General features: G+C 52.3%; 17 protein-coding genes and 1 riboswitch. Of the genes, 1 reads left to right on the forward strand and 16 read right to left on the reverse strand.

The genetic code is table 11. The features are described from left to right. The first annotated feature begins 58 nt into the window (after positions 1 to 58). Positions 59 to 403: a Rieske 2Fe-2S domain-containing protein gene (locus LX98_RS11290; RefSeq protein WP_496428991.1), complete on the forward strand. Its 345-nt coding sequence runs from the start codon at positions 59 to 61 to the stop codon at positions 401 to 403. 118 nt (positions 404 to 521) lie between these two features. Here LX98_RS11290 and LX98_RS11295 read toward each other — a convergent pair whose 3' ends face one another. The 16 genes from LX98_RS11295 to LX98_RS11370 form a co-directional block, all read right to left on the reverse strand. Beyond that, the gene (locus LX98_RS11295; protein WP_496428992.1) at positions 522 to 1,046 is read right to left on the reverse strand and encodes a hypothetical protein; all 525 of its coding nucleotides are present in this window, start codon (positions 1,044 to 1,046) and stop codon (positions 522 to 524) included. 213 nt (positions 1,047 to 1,259) lie between these two features. After that, positions 1,260 to 2,375, reverse strand: coding sequence for a threonine-phosphate decarboxylase CobD (gene cobD / locus LX98_RS11300; protein ID WP_496430597.1), 1,116 nt, complete (start codon positions 2,373 to 2,375; stop codon positions 1,260 to 1,262). Continuing rightward, the gene (gene cbiB, locus LX98_RS11305; protein WP_496428993.1) at positions 2,369 to 3,325 is read right to left on the reverse strand and encodes an adenosylcobinamide-phosphate synthase CbiB; all 957 of its coding nucleotides are present in this window, start codon (positions 3,323 to 3,325) and stop codon (positions 2,369 to 2,371) included. The genes cobD and cbiB overlap by 7 nt, the downstream gene beginning before the upstream one ends. Positions 3,326 to 3,327: 2 nt before the next feature. Beyond that, positions 3,328 to 3,534 (reverse strand): cysteine-rich CWC family protein, encoded by a 207-nt coding sequence (locus LX98_RS11310; RefSeq protein WP_496428994.1) that lies wholly within the window; start codon positions 3,532 to 3,534, stop codon positions 3,328 to 3,330. Positions 3,535 to 3,571: 37 nt separating this feature from the next. Next, positions 3,572 to 4,348, reverse strand: coding sequence for an adenosylcobinamide-GDP ribazoletransferase (gene cobS, locus LX98_RS11315; protein ID WP_496428995.1), 777 nt, complete (start codon positions 4,346 to 4,348; stop codon positions 3,572 to 3,574). Next, positions 4,345 to 5,433, reverse strand: coding sequence for a nicotinate-nucleotide--dimethylbenzimidazole phosphoribosyltransferase (gene cobT / locus LX98_RS11320; RefSeq protein WP_496428996.1), 1,089 nt, complete (start codon positions 5,431 to 5,433; stop codon positions 4,345 to 4,347). The genes cobS and cobT overlap by 4 nt, the downstream gene beginning before the upstream one ends. A 3-nt stretch (positions 5,434 to 5,436) precedes the next feature. Next, positions 5,437 to 6,054, reverse strand: coding sequence for a bifunctional adenosylcobinamide kinase/adenosylcobinamide-phosphate guanylyltransferase (gene cobU, locus LX98_RS11325; protein ID WP_496428997.1), 618 nt, complete (start codon positions 6,052 to 6,054; stop codon positions 5,437 to 5,439). Positions 6,055 to 6,133: 79 nt separating this feature from the next. After that, on the reverse strand, positions 6,134 to 6,733 hold the full coding sequence (locus LX98_RS11330) for a cob(I)yrinic acid a,c-diamide adenosyltransferase (RefSeq protein ID WP_496428998.1): 600 nt from the start codon (positions 6,731 to 6,733) through the stop codon (positions 6,134 to 6,136). Between the two features lie 86 nt (positions 6,734 to 6,819). Beyond that, positions 6,820 to 7,512 (reverse strand): adenosylcobinamide amidohydrolase, encoded by a 693-nt coding sequence (locus tag LX98_RS11335; RefSeq protein ID WP_496428999.1) that lies wholly within the window; start codon positions 7,510 to 7,512, stop codon positions 6,820 to 6,822. Between the two features lie 49 nt (positions 7,513 to 7,561). Next, complete coding sequence (bluB, locus tag LX98_RS11340) at positions 7,562 to 8,281, reverse strand: 5,6-dimethylbenzimidazole synthase (RefSeq protein ID WP_496429000.1); 720 nt, start codon at positions 8,279 to 8,281, stop codon at positions 7,562 to 7,564. Then, positions 8,278 to 8,874, reverse strand: a complete 597-nt coding sequence (cobO, locus tag LX98_RS11345; protein ID WP_496429001.1) for a cob(I)yrinic acid a,c-diamide adenosyltransferase — start codon at positions 8,872 to 8,874, stop codon at positions 8,278 to 8,280. Before cobO ends, bluB begins: the two co-directional genes overlap by 4 nt. Continuing rightward, the gene (locus LX98_RS11350) at positions 8,871 to 10,268 is read right to left on the reverse strand and encodes a cobyrinic acid a,c-diamide synthase CobB (RefSeq protein ID WP_496429002.1); all 1,398 of its coding nucleotides are present in this window, start codon (positions 10,266 to 10,268) and stop codon (positions 8,871 to 8,873) included. The genes cobO and LX98_RS11350 overlap by 4 nt, the downstream gene beginning before the upstream one ends. Then, the gene (locus LX98_RS11355; RefSeq protein WP_496429003.1) at positions 10,265 to 12,292 is read right to left on the reverse strand and encodes a TonB-dependent receptor domain-containing protein; all 2,028 of its coding nucleotides are present in this window, start codon (positions 12,290 to 12,292) and stop codon (positions 10,265 to 10,267) included. The genes LX98_RS11350 and LX98_RS11355 overlap by 4 nt, the downstream gene beginning before the upstream one ends. A gap of 30 nt (positions 12,293 to 12,322) precedes the next feature. Continuing rightward, a riboswitch (cobalamin riboswitch) is annotated at positions 12,323 to 12,514 on the reverse strand. A 50-nt stretch (positions 12,515 to 12,564) separates the two neighbouring features. Next, positions 12,565 to 13,395: an ATP-binding cassette domain-containing protein gene (locus LX98_RS11360; RefSeq protein ID WP_496429004.1), complete on the reverse strand. Its 831-nt coding sequence runs from the start codon at positions 13,393 to 13,395 to the stop codon at positions 12,565 to 12,567. Next, positions 13,395 to 14,537 carry an iron chelate uptake ABC transporter family permease subunit gene (locus LX98_RS11365; RefSeq protein ID WP_496429005.1) on the reverse strand — a complete coding sequence of 381 codons (1,143 nt, stop codon included), beginning with the start codon at positions 14,535 to 14,537 and terminating at the stop codon, positions 13,395 to 13,397. The genes LX98_RS11360 and LX98_RS11365 overlap by 1 nt, the downstream gene beginning before the upstream one ends. A 119-nt stretch (positions 14,538 to 14,656) precedes the next feature. Beyond that, entirely contained in the window at positions 14,657 to 15,706 is a 1,050-nt protein-coding gene (locus tag LX98_RS11370; protein WP_496429006.1) for a helical backbone metal receptor, read from the reverse strand. Positions 15,707 to 15,714 lie beyond the last annotated feature (8 nt).

Raw genomic sequence — 15,714 nt, forward strand, 5'->3', positions numbered from 1 at the left:
TAGGGGTCTTGTTGCGCCAGGAAGAAGTTGATATATTAGGGGTTTTGGCCGCTTATAGATGACCATGCCCTTGAACTTCCATCCAGTTGCCAAGATTCAAGATCTCCCTCCAGGCACCTGCCAAAGTATTGAGCTCCAGGATCACGGTATTGCCTTATGTAATGTCGAAGGTGTGATCTATGCCCTTGATAATACCTGTCCCCATGCCGGAGGGCCACTGGGAGAGGGATTCGTAGAAGGAAACTTCGTCGAATGCCCCTGGCACGGATGGAAGTTTGATATTAAAACCGGGGTTTGCCAAAAAAACCCGAGCCCGAGCTGGAACGTGCCGTGTTATGAAGTACAGGTGGTTGATGGCATTATCCACGTCGCCCCACCAACACCTGAGAATAGACAATTGTAGAATACCAAAAACTCTGGAATTTTAAAAAAGCCCTTCCTACCAACAACTTTCACGGCCTAATCACCACAACGCAGATCGCGGCAGCTCCGAGACATCCAGGTAGATTCAGTAAGCTGTTTTAAATGAAAAGAACGCCCTTAGCAGACTCTTCTTCGAACTGGCCCAAAACAAGTAATTTCAGCATCATGTCCGGAAGGGATGAAATTTGGTCGCCATGGGGAAGGGGCGGCAAATTCTCAAACGGCATCAATTGTTGGGCGGCTAACGAGATCACTCGAATCGACTTTTCTTTGCTATCCACTCTCCAGGCATATTCCCGCTCGATCCACTCCACGGAACCCTTCTCCCGCACAATTTTACGTACCATATATTTATCCTCGCCCTGTGCGGCCACCTGCCAATCTCCTTCATGAAACGGAATACCTTTGGTTTTCAAATCATCCACCATTAACTGAACCGCTTCGTCCAGCGTATAGCCTTGCCGGGATCGGTGCTGTTTAACCAACTCCAACGCTTCCAACGCAAGGGGGTCATCTGGAAGGTGATACCCCGCCGGCTGGACATAGCGATACAGCACAAAAAATCCTATGACCAGGAAAACAACGAGAAGATACCCGATGATCTTTTTAAATTGAGTCGACATGGCTGTTATCCATTGGGGTCTTTGAAAAAATAATTTTATGAGAATGCATCATTCCGGACCCAGAGACATCCGATCATGTGGCGACCGGCGTCCTCCTGCTGTTATAGCACACATGATTCCGACGTGCCTCCTCCGCTTAACTTTTCCATGTAACATCTCCCTGACTGAATAGTAATGCCTATCCAGCGACCGTCAGTCTGCCGGTTCTTGATTTCAGCTGTCCCGTAAGGCCTCTTTCAAAGCATGTATCACCCTATTATTATCACGTGGGTAGCGAATGGCAAGGCGAAGTGCCGGCTGGATCATTCCGGAAAATGTCTGACAATCCCGAACGAGGATCCCCTGTCGTGCCAGTCGTGAAATAAGATTGGCTGTCACACATCTTGAAGGTAACTCCACCATCACAAAATTCGCTGATGCCGGAATGATCCGCAGTCCAGGGACTCCACGTAACCGCGTCATAAATCGTTGTCGTTCCTGTTGCATAAACTTCACACTTCGCACTCGGTATTTGACGTCATCCAATGCCGCGACGCCGGCCTCTTGCGCAAAATGGCTGACCGACCACGGAGGGAGCAGCTGACGGATGGTGGTAACCGTCTCCGGCGCCCCCACCAAGTATCCGAGACGAATTCCTGGCATACCATAAAATTTCGTAAAACTTCTGAGAATAAGCAATCGTCTGGCGTTCGAAATTTCTTTAATGAGGGAATGGGAGGGGCAAAAATCAATAAAGGCTTCGTCAACCACCATCCAAAGCCCGGCTTGTTCAATTTGCCGATAAAGGGTTCGAAGAGATCGGGCCGAAACCACTCTTCCTGTTGGACTGTTCGGATTACAAATAAACACAGCCGTAAATGATTCCTCGTTCCTGAACGTTTGCTTTTGGATACCGTCCACCAGAAGCGAAAGCTGTCCCAGGGGAGGAGCATACTTTTCCCCCGACGTGGCCAGGACATACGTACAGCGCGCACCTGCGATATGAAGAGACGCCTCATACTCCATGAACGTCGGACCTGCGACATATCCCTGGCAAAGGGACAGAGCCCGGGGTAAGATCCGAATCAATTCAGACGACCCGTTACCCAACACAATCGAGTCGGATGAGATTCCATGCTCTTTGGCCAGGCGCGTTCGCAAATCTTCGGCAGTTGGATCGGGATAATGTCCGCAAGCAGGTAAAGCTTGCTGCATCGCATTCAACACTGAGGAGGGTGGACCAAACGGATTAATACTGGCACTGAAATCAATGAAGGAGTCCAACGGCCGGTCGAGCGCCTTTGCGATTTGATGAACCTGCCCCCCGTGCACAACCGGCAGGGTCACCACATCACCCAAGCCATGATCCCCGTAACCAGTATCCCATAGGCCATTCCCATGACTTGTAACGCCACAGGAATGAGCGCCATGGAACATGGTATGATCGGATCACCTAATCTGGCGCGTGCTTCTAGCACCCCTCCATACATATTACTTCCACCGAGTTGAACACCAAGAGCACCAGCCATGGCCGCTTCGGGCCATCCACTATTCGGGCTAGGGTGACGCCGCGCATCCCGTCGACAGATTTGCCAGGCTGAGACGCCGGAGCCCAATCGAATCGCCGCCGCGACACTCATAGCCACCGCTGTAAGCCGAGCAGGGACCCAATTGACGAGATCATCGGCTCGTGCGGATGCCCATCCAAAGTCACGATAGCGATCGGTACGATAACCAACCATCGAGTCCAACGTACTGATTGCTTTATAGGCCATGGCACAGGCAGGTCCTCCCAACGCGAGATAGATCAGCGGCGCCACGATACCATCGGAGGTATTCTCAGATACGGATTCCACTGTCGCCCGAACAATCCCTTCTTCTGAAAGGTCGGCCGTGTCCCGCCCTACTAACCGGCCGACCTCAACCCGAGCCGATGGGAGTGACCCCATTCTCAATGCCCGATGGACCCGCATGGCATGAACCCACAAATCCCGCCCGGCAAGAGTGGTAGAGCCCACCACCACCCATATCACGATGCCTAATTGTTCATGCACCAGTTCAGCCCATTCCAAGATGCTCTGGGTCACAAAAAAGCATCCAAGGGGAAGCCCCACGGCCAATCCAAAACCGGCCGTCCTTTTTATCCATGGGCTAGAGATTCGCTCTAAGGTCAGGCGTTCATATGCTTGAATGATGAACCCCATCAGGCGAACGGGATGAGGCAACCAGCGGGGATCGCCTACCATCAGATCAAGGGCGCACACCGCCAGGAATTTGAACCCCGTCAGGTCATCCGCCACCGTTAAACCGGGAATTTTGAACCGGAAGGGGCAGAGCTATTTTCAGTCAATTCTGCAAGACAAGTCGGACACACGCAGTCATCATAACGTTTCGCGATGCTGTCATACTGGGCATCGCTCACGGGGACATCTTTACACCAACATCGGGAGAGTCCGCACTCAAAAGCTCGACCGCAACGCTCGCACTGTTTAGGATAGGTTCGTGTCATATTAAATCGGCCTCCCGTCCATGAATGGCCCTGTTAATTATTCCCCAAACTCTGAATACACGAGGAGGACCGGACCCAAGATCAGAAAGAGCACCTCAATCCCCTCATTCATCGCTCCCAGCACATCTCCCGTGATACCGCCAAACTTTTTGGAGATCCACCAGACTACAGATCGAATCACAAGGCACACGACTATCATCAGCATAGCCGCTGTGACCGCATTGAACATTCCCCACAACCCCAATCCCACAACCGTAGTGGCCACCAGAACATCGCGCCACGTCACCGTCCGAATAAACTGCGCAGCCAACCCTTCCGATCGTGGATAGACAACACCCCAGCAACCGATCACCATCGCCCATCGTCCAATAGCCGGCATACAGAACAACATGCCCTCTCGAAATCCTACGGGAAGGGCCAGAAGTCCGGCATAGCGAAGCCCAAGAATTAACAGCAACCCTGTGGCCCCAAGGGCGCCGATTCGGGAATCCCGGAGAATCATCAGCCGTTGATCGGGATCCCTTCCCCCTGAAAGGGCATCAACCGTATCCGCCCAACCATCAAGATGGAGACCTCCCGTGACCAGCACGTAGAGAGTCAGCATCACCATATTCAAGACCACGGGAGGAAAGACGCTCTCCAATAATCGATCGATCATGACAAGGCTCGCGCCAAGCAGAAATCCAATAAGAGGAAACCAGCGAAGGGAAGCTCCGAACGTTTCTAATGGAATCTTCGTACCCGAACCTCCTGGAAGAGGAATGGTCGTCAGAAGGTGCCACGCCAAAGAAAATGAAGCCCATAGACTCCTCATGCCATTTCCGGAAAGGGTCGTACGGCCTCATCCACGCCCGCACTTTCGAATGTGGCCATTTGCGTCAGACAGGCCAAACTCGATTGAAGCAATCCGATAGCCAAACAGGCTCCTGTGCCCTCCCCAAGCCGAAGATCCAAATCCAACAGCGGGCGAAACCCCAACGAGTCCATGGCCAAACGATGTCCGGGTTCCGCAGAGACATGGGAAGGAATCATGTAGGCCCGGCAACGGGGTTCCAGGGCGACGGCCAGCAAGGCGGCGGCTCCGGTAATGAACCCATCCAGGACCACAGGCACGCGACATGCCGCCCCACCCAGAAGAATTCCTACCAATCCGCCGATTTCAAATCCTCCGACCTTCGACAGCACATCCAAAGGATCCTGCGGGTCCGGTGCATTTCGTTGAATGCTCCGCTCAATCACCTGAATCTTTTTCGCCAACTGCGACGCATCAACTCCTGTGCCTTTCCCGGTCACGTGGGCCACAGGATGACGCGTCATGACTGCTGTAATGGCACTGCTGATGGTGGTATTCCCAATGCCCATTTCTCCGATTCCGATTAACCGGATCCCGTCAGCATAGGCTTCCTGGACAAGACGTATACCTTCTTCCACACTTTGGACGGCTTGTTCACGACTCATGGCAGGGCCTTCACACATATTGCGGGTTCCCAACCCGACCTTTCTCACCCACAAACCGGGTGGTGCACCCATGTCCTCTTGAACGCCCATATCCACCACGCGAACCTGGGCTCCAATCTGACGAGCTAGAACATTAATCGCTGCCCCGCCTTGTAAAAAATTTTTGACCATTTGTACCGTGACGGATGAGGGATAGGCGCTCACCCCTTCTCCTGTCACACCATGATCGGCAGCCAGAACAAACATCATCGCATCCGGATTTTTTACGGGAAGCGACAGGGTTATCGCCACGTACTGAGCCCCTATGGACTCAAGTCGGCCAAGGCTGCCCTGAGGTTTCGTCAGCCGGTCCCATAACACCTGGGCGCGACACAGACCCGCTTGGGAGACCGGTTGAATCGCCGAGAGAGTTTGCTGAATGAATGGAGAAGAATTGCTCATCGATTACTTCAGTCTGAGGGGCAGCCCACTCACCAGAAAATAGACTTCATCAGCTTCAGCCGCAACCAGTTGATTCATCCGGCCCGCCACATCTCGAAATGATCGACTGATCGCATCCCCGGGCACCAACCCGAGTCCCAACTCATTACTGACCACGACAATCTGACCGGGACAGGCGCGAGCCGACCGAAGGAAGGCTCTGACATGTGTTGGGACTTGCGAAGGTCGCACCTTATTTCTCAAGAGATTATTCAGCCACAGTGTTAAACAATCCACAACAATACTGGGATAGCCTGATCCCTGCTCGGCCAACCATTCGGTAATCCTGGTGGGAATTTCAATGGTCACCCAACCACGGCCCCGCGACCGCTGATGTTTCTGAATTCGACCGGCCATTTCCTGATCGAACGGCTCTCCCGTTGCCAGGAATGCTCGAGGGGATTTGACCTTTCCCTGTTGTAAGGCAAAAGAACTTTTCCCCGACCGCGCCCCTCCAAGGACAAAAATCAGCTTTGACGGCACATGAGTTTTTTTCTGGGCCAGGCGAGGACCGGGAACAGGTACCGGCGAAGAGAACGAATCTCTCCCCGAACGCTGACGTGATTGACGGACGGAACGCATGAACTTACTCCTCCTTGCATCAAACTATGCCAACATCCCGGTCTCCGCTTTGAACATCGATACCTGAAAGGGGTCAACGTTACGTTTTTTGAGAAGTTGCCGGCTCCCGTTCCCACAGAAATTCAGCTTCTCCCTGTTTTTTCGTGACCCAACGCGCAAACACAAACAACGCGTCACTCAGCCGATTGAGAAAAATGACCAATTCCTTGTCAATTGATTCTTCCTTCGACAGGGTGACGCAAATTCGTTCAGCACGACGACCGATTGTACGGGCCACATGCAGTAATGCAGCGAGTTGCCCCCCGCCGGGCAAAATAAATTCTTTCAAGGGCGTCAGATCTTTTTGGCACTCATCGATAAGATGTTCCAAGTGGGCGACATCTTCCGATGTCACAGTCGGCATATTCGGAAACGATTCCCCCTGGGCTGTGGCGAGGATCCCACCCAAATCAAACAATTTATTTTGCACCCATTTTAAGATGGTGCCCATACGCTCAGACACCTCAACATTCGTTGCAGCTTGATCATTCGACACACGAGCCAACCCAAGCATTGAATTCAATTCATCTACAGTGCCATAGGCTTCCACCCGAACGGAATCTTTCCAGACCTCCTGCCCGCCGGCCAATCGAGTTTTCCCCGCATCACCTGTACGTGTATACACTTTAGATATCCGCATTGTAGAAGTCTCCAGGAAAAAGTTGAATAATTCGCTTGGTCCCTAGTCATGTAGGGGCGAAAAGAAATGTTATCACCATCGTATGGTTAAGAATCTTTCGACTTCAAGACCTCAGCCTTCCTGCATTTCGCGATCCCTTCTGACACCGACGTATATACGGTACGCGCAATCATTTCCCCGAGAACCGTGTGAAGACCACAATGATCTTCTTCAATTTCACCGCTAGCCCCTACCACGAGACAATCGGTACCTGTGAGGTCCGCGAGAAGGTTGGACTTGCGACTGGTGACACCGCTATCCCGAAACGCTGCAGTTTTTGCTGAGGAGGCAATATGTATCGCCTCGATACGTCCGGCAATTGTCGGAAGGGCATTGGTCGCCACCACCACATTAACCGTTCCGGACGAACGGGTTTGATGTCCCAGCTTAACATCGGCCTCGTCAAGGACGGAGCGAGCATTCGATAATCCGACAGTCACGAGGACATGCACCCAGGCCCCCGATGAATAGAGAAAACGGTTGGAAAACCCACTCACAGTCGCAGCAGTCATTAATCCGATGGTCTCTTCGGGAATAAGAGAGTGGGCTTTCAATAAAATCCCTAAATCCTCCGCCGGCGTGGCCGCCGAGGAAGATTTGAGGCCTACTTGTAAATTGGCAACCATGGAAGCGGAAGCTTCCCCACCATTCCAGGGCGCCCAACTCAAACACGTGAACATCCCTGGAAACCGGGCAATCAGACAATTGGGTTGCAGATCGATCTGAAGTGGAGAGATCATCTCTTCACCGACTTATTCCCTCCCTGATTCTAAGCATACGACAACCGTCTTATTCGGCCTTGAGGTCAGGACCGGAAAGGGCGGATTCATCACCACCGCGCTTTCCCCACCTCTCATAATGCACGAGTTCCTCAAGTGACATTCGTTTCCGCCATCCTGCTTTTTCAAGATCCGGTTGATGAGCAAAGCCCTTCACATATCCAACACACAAATAGGCCACGACCCAAACAGCTGGAGGAATGCCTAGGACTTTCTTTAAAAGATCATAATCCAGAATGGACACCCAACCGACCCCAATTCCTTCGGCTCGTGCCGCAAGCCAGAGGTTTTGAATGGCACAGCATGTACTGTACAAATCGGTTTCGGGAGCCGTGGCACGACCTAACACGGATGGGCCACCCCGGTCTCGGGAACAGGTCACACAGATATTAACGGGAGCTTCCTGAATACCCTCCAGCTTGAGCCCGCGGTACAGATCGGCTTTCGGTCCTTCATACCGAAGAGCTGCCTCTTTATTCGCCTGAAGGAATAGATCTTTAACGGCTTGTTTGGTCTCGGGGTGACGAATGACCAGAAAATCCCATGGCTGCATAAATCCCACAGAACCCGCATGATGAGAGGCCAATAACAGCCGTTGAAGAATATTGTCGGGAATCGAATCAGAAAGAAAATCCCGGCGAACATCCCGCCGTTCAAATATCGCACGATAGACGGCCTCCCGCTCTTCAGCGGAAAAGCCCCCCCCGTGTTGAGAAATACTCTGTTTCAAAATTCGACTCCTTTTTGAGCCTTGATGCCATTGCGAAAGGGATGCTTAATCATCTTCATTTCCGAAACCAGGTCGGCGGCTTCGATGAGCTCCGGTTTTGCACCCCGTCCGGTAATGACCACATGAAGTGTGGGAGGACGCTGAGCTACGGCCTTCAGCACTTGTTCAAGCGAGACATATTCATGATGGATGGCGATATTCAGTTCATCCAGAATGACCATGCCAAAGGATGGATCTTGAAGAATCTTTTCGACTTCCGCCCATGCCTTTTGAGCCACCTGTGCATCCCGTTCCCGATCCTGGGTTTCCCAGGTATACCCTTCACCCATTCGAAGAAATACCACCTGCTGACCAAAGCTCTTCAGTATTCGTTCTTCCGCAGTATCTATGGCCCCTTTAATAAATTGCACCATCGCCACGTTCATGCCATGTCCGAGACATCGGATGGCCATACCCAATGCCGCGGTGGTTTTTCCTTTTCCTGCACCCGTGTGGACCATCAAGAGACCCTTTTCTTCCTGTGCCGCAGCAATTCGTCGATCCACAGAGGACTTCAACCGTTCCATGCGAGCCTGATGCACTTGATCGCTCATAACCTATTCCCTCTCATGGCAGTTTCACCCCTTGCCGCTTCGATCAAAGCCGAAGTAACATGAGGGTGACTGGAAAAATGCAAATGCGTATACAGGGCGATGACATTCCCTACCGTAATACCATCTCCTCCCCGGTCCCGTCCCTGTGCATCGGTAAGATGACCGAGATATTTCAGATCTCCCTTGGGGTGAAGGGTCGAATAGTGAAACTCATGCCCACGAATCCGTACTCCTTGTTCTCCAAGTGGTCCTCCGCAAGTCACGGTCAACTCACGATACCCCAAAGTCATCTGGGTACGGCTCATGGCCGTTTCAGCCGGGATCACTCCGACCATGTCGTACACCGTTCCATCAAAATCTCTGAGGGTATTTGCCAAATACATCAAACCGCCACATTCTGCATAGACCACTCCGCCCCTTGCTGCAAATGCCTGAATAGACTGACGCATGGTCTTGTTCCGTTGTAACACGTCCGCGTAAATCTCCGGATAGCCTCCTCCCAGATACACCAGATCCACATCAGGAAGTGACGGATCATGCATGGGAGAAAACCGGACCAACTCCGCACCTTCCGCTTGAAGAAGTTGTAGGTTCTCCGGATAGTAAAAGCAAAAAGCCGGATCAAAAGCCACTCCGACTCTTACAGATCGAATCACCGGCCTGGAGTCCTTTGCCGGCATGCCGGAATTCGTGACGGGCATTTCCGGACTGGCCTGAGCTAACTGTTCAACGCGAACCAAATCGATGGTTGCGGAAGCCAACTCACCGAGTTTGGAATACCATTCAGTACTGGAATCTTCCAAAGCCGTCCGTAATCCCAAATGCCGATCAGGAATAGTCACGTCCGAATCAGTGCGGAGATACCCCACAACCGGAATACGGGTTTCTTGTTCTACGGCCTCCTTTAATAGCAGGAAATGGCCTTCACTGTTAAGCCGGTTAAATATCACACCGGCGACCTGCAAGGAGGAATCGAATTTTGCATAGCCATAGACCATTGCGGCTGCCGAGCGGGCCATGGCACTCCCATCCACGACCAGGAGAATCGGCGCGTTCAGTTGGTGAGCCAATTCAGCCGTGCTCCCCGTTTCCTTGACCGGAGAACTTCCATCAAAGAGACCCATCATGCCTTCAATGATCGAGAAGTCGGCTCCGTGAGCCGCTTCCTGAAAAATTGTTCGGTTCAATACTGCCCCGAGCATCCACCCATCGAGGTTGCGGGATTCCCGGCCACTGGCCAACTGATGATGCCCTGGATCCAGAAAATCCGGTCCGACTTTAAACGGTTGAACCGTGCGTCCCAGAGCCCGAAAGGCCGATAACAACGCCAATGTCACCGTCGTTTTACCGACCCCACTATGGGTGCCCGCAATGACGAGCCTCGGAAAGTTCATGAGTTTCCGCTCGCACTGGAAGGCTTTGAAACCGGTAAATCAAACGTCACTCGAACACCACCGAACACCGACCGCACCGGAGTGCCAAAGTACAGCACTTCTTCATAATGCCGGTTCAGAATATTGTCCACACGGACATACCCCTGCAGGGAAGGTGTAATGTCATACGACACGGAAAAGTTGATGACATAAAAATCCGGGAGTGGCTGTTGATCGCCAGTCGTGTTAAATCGAGAACCCACATAGCGGAAGGTTGTGGTCATACTCAAGGGATTGATGGGTTGATAGGTCACCACGACGCTCCCTTGATGAACCGGCCAACGAGGCAGCCGGGCCCCCGTCTCCAGGTCTCTCGTGATCGTATAGGTGTATTGCCCCTGAAGATCCAGCAACTTCATATAGGGTAGCCCTTCAGCCAGGACAAATTTCGCGCTCCCCTCCCACCCCTGACTTTTCGCGGACCCGATATTCTGTGCGCAAAACCCAAAAGGGCTGAGTGATGCACATCCTGCAGGGTCAAACGCCGTAACAATAAGTTGCCGATAGCGGTTCCAGAAATAACCCCCACTTATCGTAACTCGCTTGTCCCAAAATTGTTGATCGATTCCGATATCGAAGCTTTGACTTTTTTCCGGCTTGAGATTCGGGTTCCCGAAATTCGGGAAAAATAATTCATTTATCGATGGAGCTCGAAATCCGGTGGCATAACTGGTCCGAAGTTTCGTGCCGGTTTCTTTGAGAAGATACGCCCCCGTCACACGATAGGTCGTCGCATCGCCAAAGGTATTATAGGAATCCTGTCGGAATCCACCGGTGGCAAAAAACCGGTCAAACAAATTCAATTGGAGCTGTGCAAATCCGGCATTACTTGAAAGCGTTTTTTCAGAAAACGTGCCTTTATTTTCTCCAATTTGTTCTCTGTATTGATAACCAACGGTCAAAAGGAGAGGCTTCCCGATTTTGAAATTACTCTGCCATTCAATCCGATTGCTTTTCGTTCGAATATCTGAATTATTAAACGCTCCAGGCGTACTCTCCAGCCCGGTGGTAATGCTACGTTGGTTATCCCCGGCCTGAGTGATTAACCTTTCCTGGGCATGCGCGAAGGTAATCTTCTGGTCCCACCAGTCAGTGATCGGTTGATGATAACTCCCGCTATAAATAAATTGTTCATTCGCGGATTTCGCCTTGAATACATCGAAAGGACCGCCGAACGTACTGGGACTATCGAGATCGATGTCGTTGTTGATCCAGCGGAACGCCAATTCCAACCGCCCGTCCCACGGCCCCTTCACCCCTAACAACGAAGACGCCTGCCAATTACGAAACGCATCACGTTCAGTTGCCCCACGCCGGTAATTCACCGAAGAAAATTTGGTCATATCCCACCGCGTCAACGTGGCAGAAAAGTCTACCAGTCCCATTTGTCCGGCAAAACTTCCTCCTTCTCGAATCGAATTATAGGACCCATACTCTGAAAAGATTCTGGCAACCGGCTTACCCGTACCGCGCTTGGTTCGAATGTCAACCACCCCACCGGCAGCATCAGAACCCCACAGCATGCTCTGCGCCCCACGCAAGACGGTCACGGATTCGATGTTGTCCGTGGTCACGGTACCAAAGTTAAACTCCCCGAGTGTCGCACTGTTCACAATGGCCCCATCAATCAGCACCAACGTTTGAGCGGAACTCCCTCCGCGAATCCTCACGGTATTGTTCGTGCCTGGTCCACCGGAGGAAAACGTCGACACACCCTGGCTCAAACTGATGGCATCCACAAGCGTTCGACTGTGTCGGCGCTGCATGCTCTCTTCTGTTATGACCTCAACTGCGCTCGTGACCTGGCTAAGAGGAACTGGCGTCTTAATAGCCGTCACCACCATGGGGTCTAATTCCGTGACAGGCTCAGAATGGTGAGAATCCGCTGCCGAAACCATGATTGGAAAGAATAGATTTATGACGAGCAATCCCAAATTTCGACAACAAACCACGAGAGAATATGAACACGGAAACCCTGAAAACATGATCCACCTCCCTTTCGCACGAAGGGGTCTTATGGAAGAGACTGATCGTCGGGTATCCTGACTTGCGGATCATCGCGTTTCTGCGCCTTCTCATGGACACCCTGTCCACAATGGACTCTTGCAGAAATACTCCCCGCTTACAGTGGCGGCACCGTGCTGGACTTACACCAGCTTCCCCGTCACAACCGTCGTTTTTCCTCTAAATACCCTACTCCTTTATTAAATGATTAATACCGATACCCACACACAACACACGGCAATGGTCCACTCGCTTACACAGGCAAGGACACCCGGGGTAATCCTGATTGAGGATGGCCATCGATAAGAACCGGGCACCCGTACACCGATTCCAACAGGTCAGGACGCAGGACTTCTAAAGGAGATCCAACCTTCACAATCTGTCCATGGTGTAACAACATCAGTCGATCACAGTATTGACTCGCCAGATTCAAATCATGAGACACCAGTATCACCGTGAGGGCACGCTCCTTATTGAGCCGCCGAAGAATTCGTGCAATATCCAACTGATGGTGCAAGTCCAAAAAAGCGGTCGGCTCGTCCAAGAGCAATATCTGAGGCTCCTGAGTAAGGGCACGGGCAATCACCGCCCGCTGACGTTCACCTCCCGACACATCCGTGACCAGCCTGGACCCCAGGTGCGTGACATCCAGGTCTTCCATAGCCTGATGCGCAATTTGCCAGTCATCAGAATCCTCCCAATGCCAGCCACCCCACCCCCGATGATGAGGAAATCGTCCCATCAGAACCATCTCAGCGATGGTAAAGGGGAAAATCTGCATGGTCTCCTGCGGAACCAACGCCACTCGCCTGGCCACCTCAGCCTGGGACAGAACGGAAAGGGGATTCCCGAACAACTCAATCGTACCGGACCGGGGATGGAAAACTTTCGCGAGGAGCTTCAGTAACGTACTTTTTCCGGAACCATTGGGGCCAAGAATTCCAAGGATTTTTCCGGAATCGATCGAGCATGTGACGGCCTTCAATACCGGCTCCGAGTGATCACGGAAACGGGTGCCATAGCCAAAGGTCACGTCTCGAAGAGCATACGCCGGTCCAGGGAGTACATTTCCGGAGTCCATCATCACATCCCCACCCGCAGGTTACGAGTGGTGAGTAGGTATAAAAACACCGGTCCCCCCACCAGTGCCGTCACCACACCGACAGGAAATTCACTTGGACTCAGGGCTGTCCGCGCCACAGTATCAGCCAACATCAGAAACATGCCTCCCACAAATCCCGCAGCCGGGAGTAAAAGACGATGATCTGCACTCAAAACCAGGCGGACGGCATGCGGCACGATCAGCCCCACAAACCCGATGATCCCGCTAAAACTCACCACCGCCCCGGTCAGAAGCGCCGCGGCAACAAACACCAGTTTTTTGACTCGCTCAACTTCCACCCCTAAGGATCGGGCCGTTTCCTCGCCAAGGGTCAGAAGATTCAACGATTGCGCTTGCGTCGCCAAAATCATCAAACCCGTTCCAAGATACAATGCCAGGACACCAAGTGTGGGATAATCAGGACCGGTTAACGATCCCATCAACCAGGCATACATCCCGAAAGCCCGATTGGGATCAGCCACACTGGTCAGAAACATGATGAATGCGGAAAAAATCGCATTCAGCACAACCCCGGCCAACAATAACGTATAAATCGAAAAGCCAAACCCCACGGATGAAATCCGATACATGATCACCAAAGACAGTAACGCCCCGGCAAAGGCACATACCGGCAAAGCCGACACACTCAGGACAGAAATTCCCACGCCAAACAACAGCGCAATCGCCGCCCCTAACGCCGCTCCGCTGGAGATCCCGATGATAAACGGATCGGCCAGGGGATTTCGCAACAAGGCCTGTAGTGCGACGCCGACCATTGCCAGACTACCCCCAACGAAAAATGCCAATAGCAGCCGTGGCAGGCGAACCTGAAGCAGAATGACCGTTGTCGGATCTGTCCCGGCACGACTGGGCTCGGCCCCAGGCAGTGTCCCAACCAGAATGGACCAGATCCGTGAGAAGGGAATCGGTTCGGTCCCAAAACCCAGACAGAGGAGAAGTGCCAAGACAGCCAATACCAACGAAATACCCACAGACACGAGCCAGCCCCGGATCGTCAGGGTGGGCAATGATGATATCGCGAATGGCAAGGGCGATGATTCCTGCCCCCACTTACTCGACACTTTTGAAGGTGGGGAAATGGTGAATGGCGGAACTTTTGCCATGGGTTTCACCACCAGGGTTTTCTTCCTTGAATCGCTAAACACGACTGCGTAACCGATTCAGAAGCGGAAATAGGATGACGTGCTCCATTGCCGAATCATGATGATCCAGGCGGGAGGTTTCAATTCGACATTTCATCCTGATTGACCTCCGGATGCAGGATCTTCACTAATTCCTTCAGCCCTTCAATAATTCGTGGGCCGGGACGATTCAGGAGGTCGCTGTCCACTTGAAACAACTTGCCGTGTTGGACTGCGGAAAGCGTTGTCCACCGTCGCCAGGCTTCCTGCTCAGACTGAGGAATCCCTTCCTGCCGACCGGACGGAAAGAGGAGGATATCGGGATTTTGTCGCAAGACTTCTTCCATGGTCAGACGCGGATACGGTGCGCTCGCCTGATCCGCCGCATTTCTGCCACCCGCCAGTTCAATGAGGCGGTGAATAAAACTACCGGGGCCCACGGTGATCAAAGGTTCGGAGTTCAAGACATACAACAATGAGGGGCGAGGCAGGTCCGCCAATCGATTTGATAAGTGGCTTAATTGCTTCCGCATGAGGGCCGCCTGGGCATTGGCTTCTTCAGAATGGCCGACCATGCGCCCCAACAACTGAATGTGGGCAAAAATGTCTTCAACCGTATGCGGGTCAAAAATAAAGGTGGGAATCTTCAATTGTTCCAATTTATTGAGAAGGTCCACACGCAGGAACGATCGAGGCGCCAAGACCAGTTGGGGTTGCAGACTCACAATACTCTCAAGATTGGGAGTGGCATAACCCACCTTCGGCTTGGTCAAGGCTTCGGGAGGGAAATCGCAGAATTCGGTCACCCCCACAACTTCCTCATTCAACCCGATGGCAAACAGAATTTCCGTAACACTTGGGGCAAGGGAGACAATACGCTGAGGGATTTTGGCCAGATAGAGCTTTCGGCCAAGATCATCGACAAACGTGCGTGGAGCCACATTGGCCATGAAGGGCATACCCGTTAAAATACCCTGTTGGCGCCGTTTCATCGTCTCTCCCTCAAAGGCCAACACCACATCACTCGAAAACGCGCAGTGAAAAATCGCCCACCAGGCCACGAATCCCAAGACCATATGGCGAACACAGAGGCTCAAAATAAAAAATCCCCAAGGCTTACACAACCTTGAGGATTGCACCCGATTCTTCATCCTCACCA

Source organism: Nitrospira marina (genome assembly GCF_059568365.1).

Bases quoted from the DNA above. Each gene is read 5' to 3' on its own strand.
- LX98_RS11350 (WP_496429002.1), bottom strand. From the start codon at position 10,268: ATGAACTTTCCGAGGCTCGTCATTGCGGGCACCCATAGTGGGGTCGGT.
- LX98_RS11335 (WP_496428999.1), bottom strand. From the start codon at position 7,512: ATGATCTCTCCACTTCAGATCGATCTGCAACCCAATTGTCTGATTGCC.
- cobO (WP_496429001.1), bottom strand. From the start codon at position 8,874: ATGAGCGATCAAGTGCATCAGGCTCGCATGGAACGGTTGAAGTCCTCT.
- LX98_RS11330 (WP_496428998.1), bottom strand. From the start codon at position 6,733: ATGCGGATATCTAAAGTGTATACACGTACAGGTGATGCGGGGAAAACT.
- cobS (WP_496428995.1), bottom strand. From the start codon at position 4,348: ATGAGGAGTCTATGGGCTTCATTTTCTTTGGCGTGGCACCTTCTGACG.
- LX98_RS11290 (WP_496428991.1), top strand. From the start codon at position 59: ATGACCATGCCCTTGAACTTCCATCCAGTTGCCAAGATTCAAGATCTC.
- LX98_RS11355 (WP_496429003.1), bottom strand. From the start codon at position 12,292: ATGTTTTCAGGGTTTCCGTGTTCATATTCTCTCGTGGTTTGTTGTCGA.
- LX98_RS11370 (WP_496429006.1), bottom strand. From the start codon at position 15,706: ATGAAGAATCGGGTGCAATCCTCAAGGTTGTGTAAGCCTTGGGGATTT.
- LX98_RS11365 (WP_496429005.1), bottom strand. From the start codon at position 14,537: ATGGCAAAAGTTCCGCCATTCACCATTTCCCCACCTTCAAAAGTGTCG.
- cobT (WP_496428996.1), bottom strand. From the start codon at position 5,433: ATGAGCAATTCTTCTCCATTCATTCAGCAAACTCTCTCGGCGATTCAA.
- LX98_RS11310 (WP_496428994.1), bottom strand. From the start codon at position 3,534: ATGACACGAACCTATCCTAAACAGTGCGAGCGTTGCGGTCGAGCTTTT.
- cobU (WP_496428997.1), bottom strand. From the start codon at position 6,054: ATGCGTTCCGTCCGTCAATCACGTCAGCGTTCGGGGAGAGATTCGTTC.
- LX98_RS11360 (WP_496429004.1), bottom strand. From the start codon at position 13,395: ATGATGGACTCCGGAAATGTACTCCCTGGACCGGCGTATGCTCTTCGA.
- LX98_RS11295 (WP_496428992.1), bottom strand. From the start codon at position 1,046: ATGTCGACTCAATTTAAAAAGATCATCGGGTATCTTCTCGTTGTTTTC.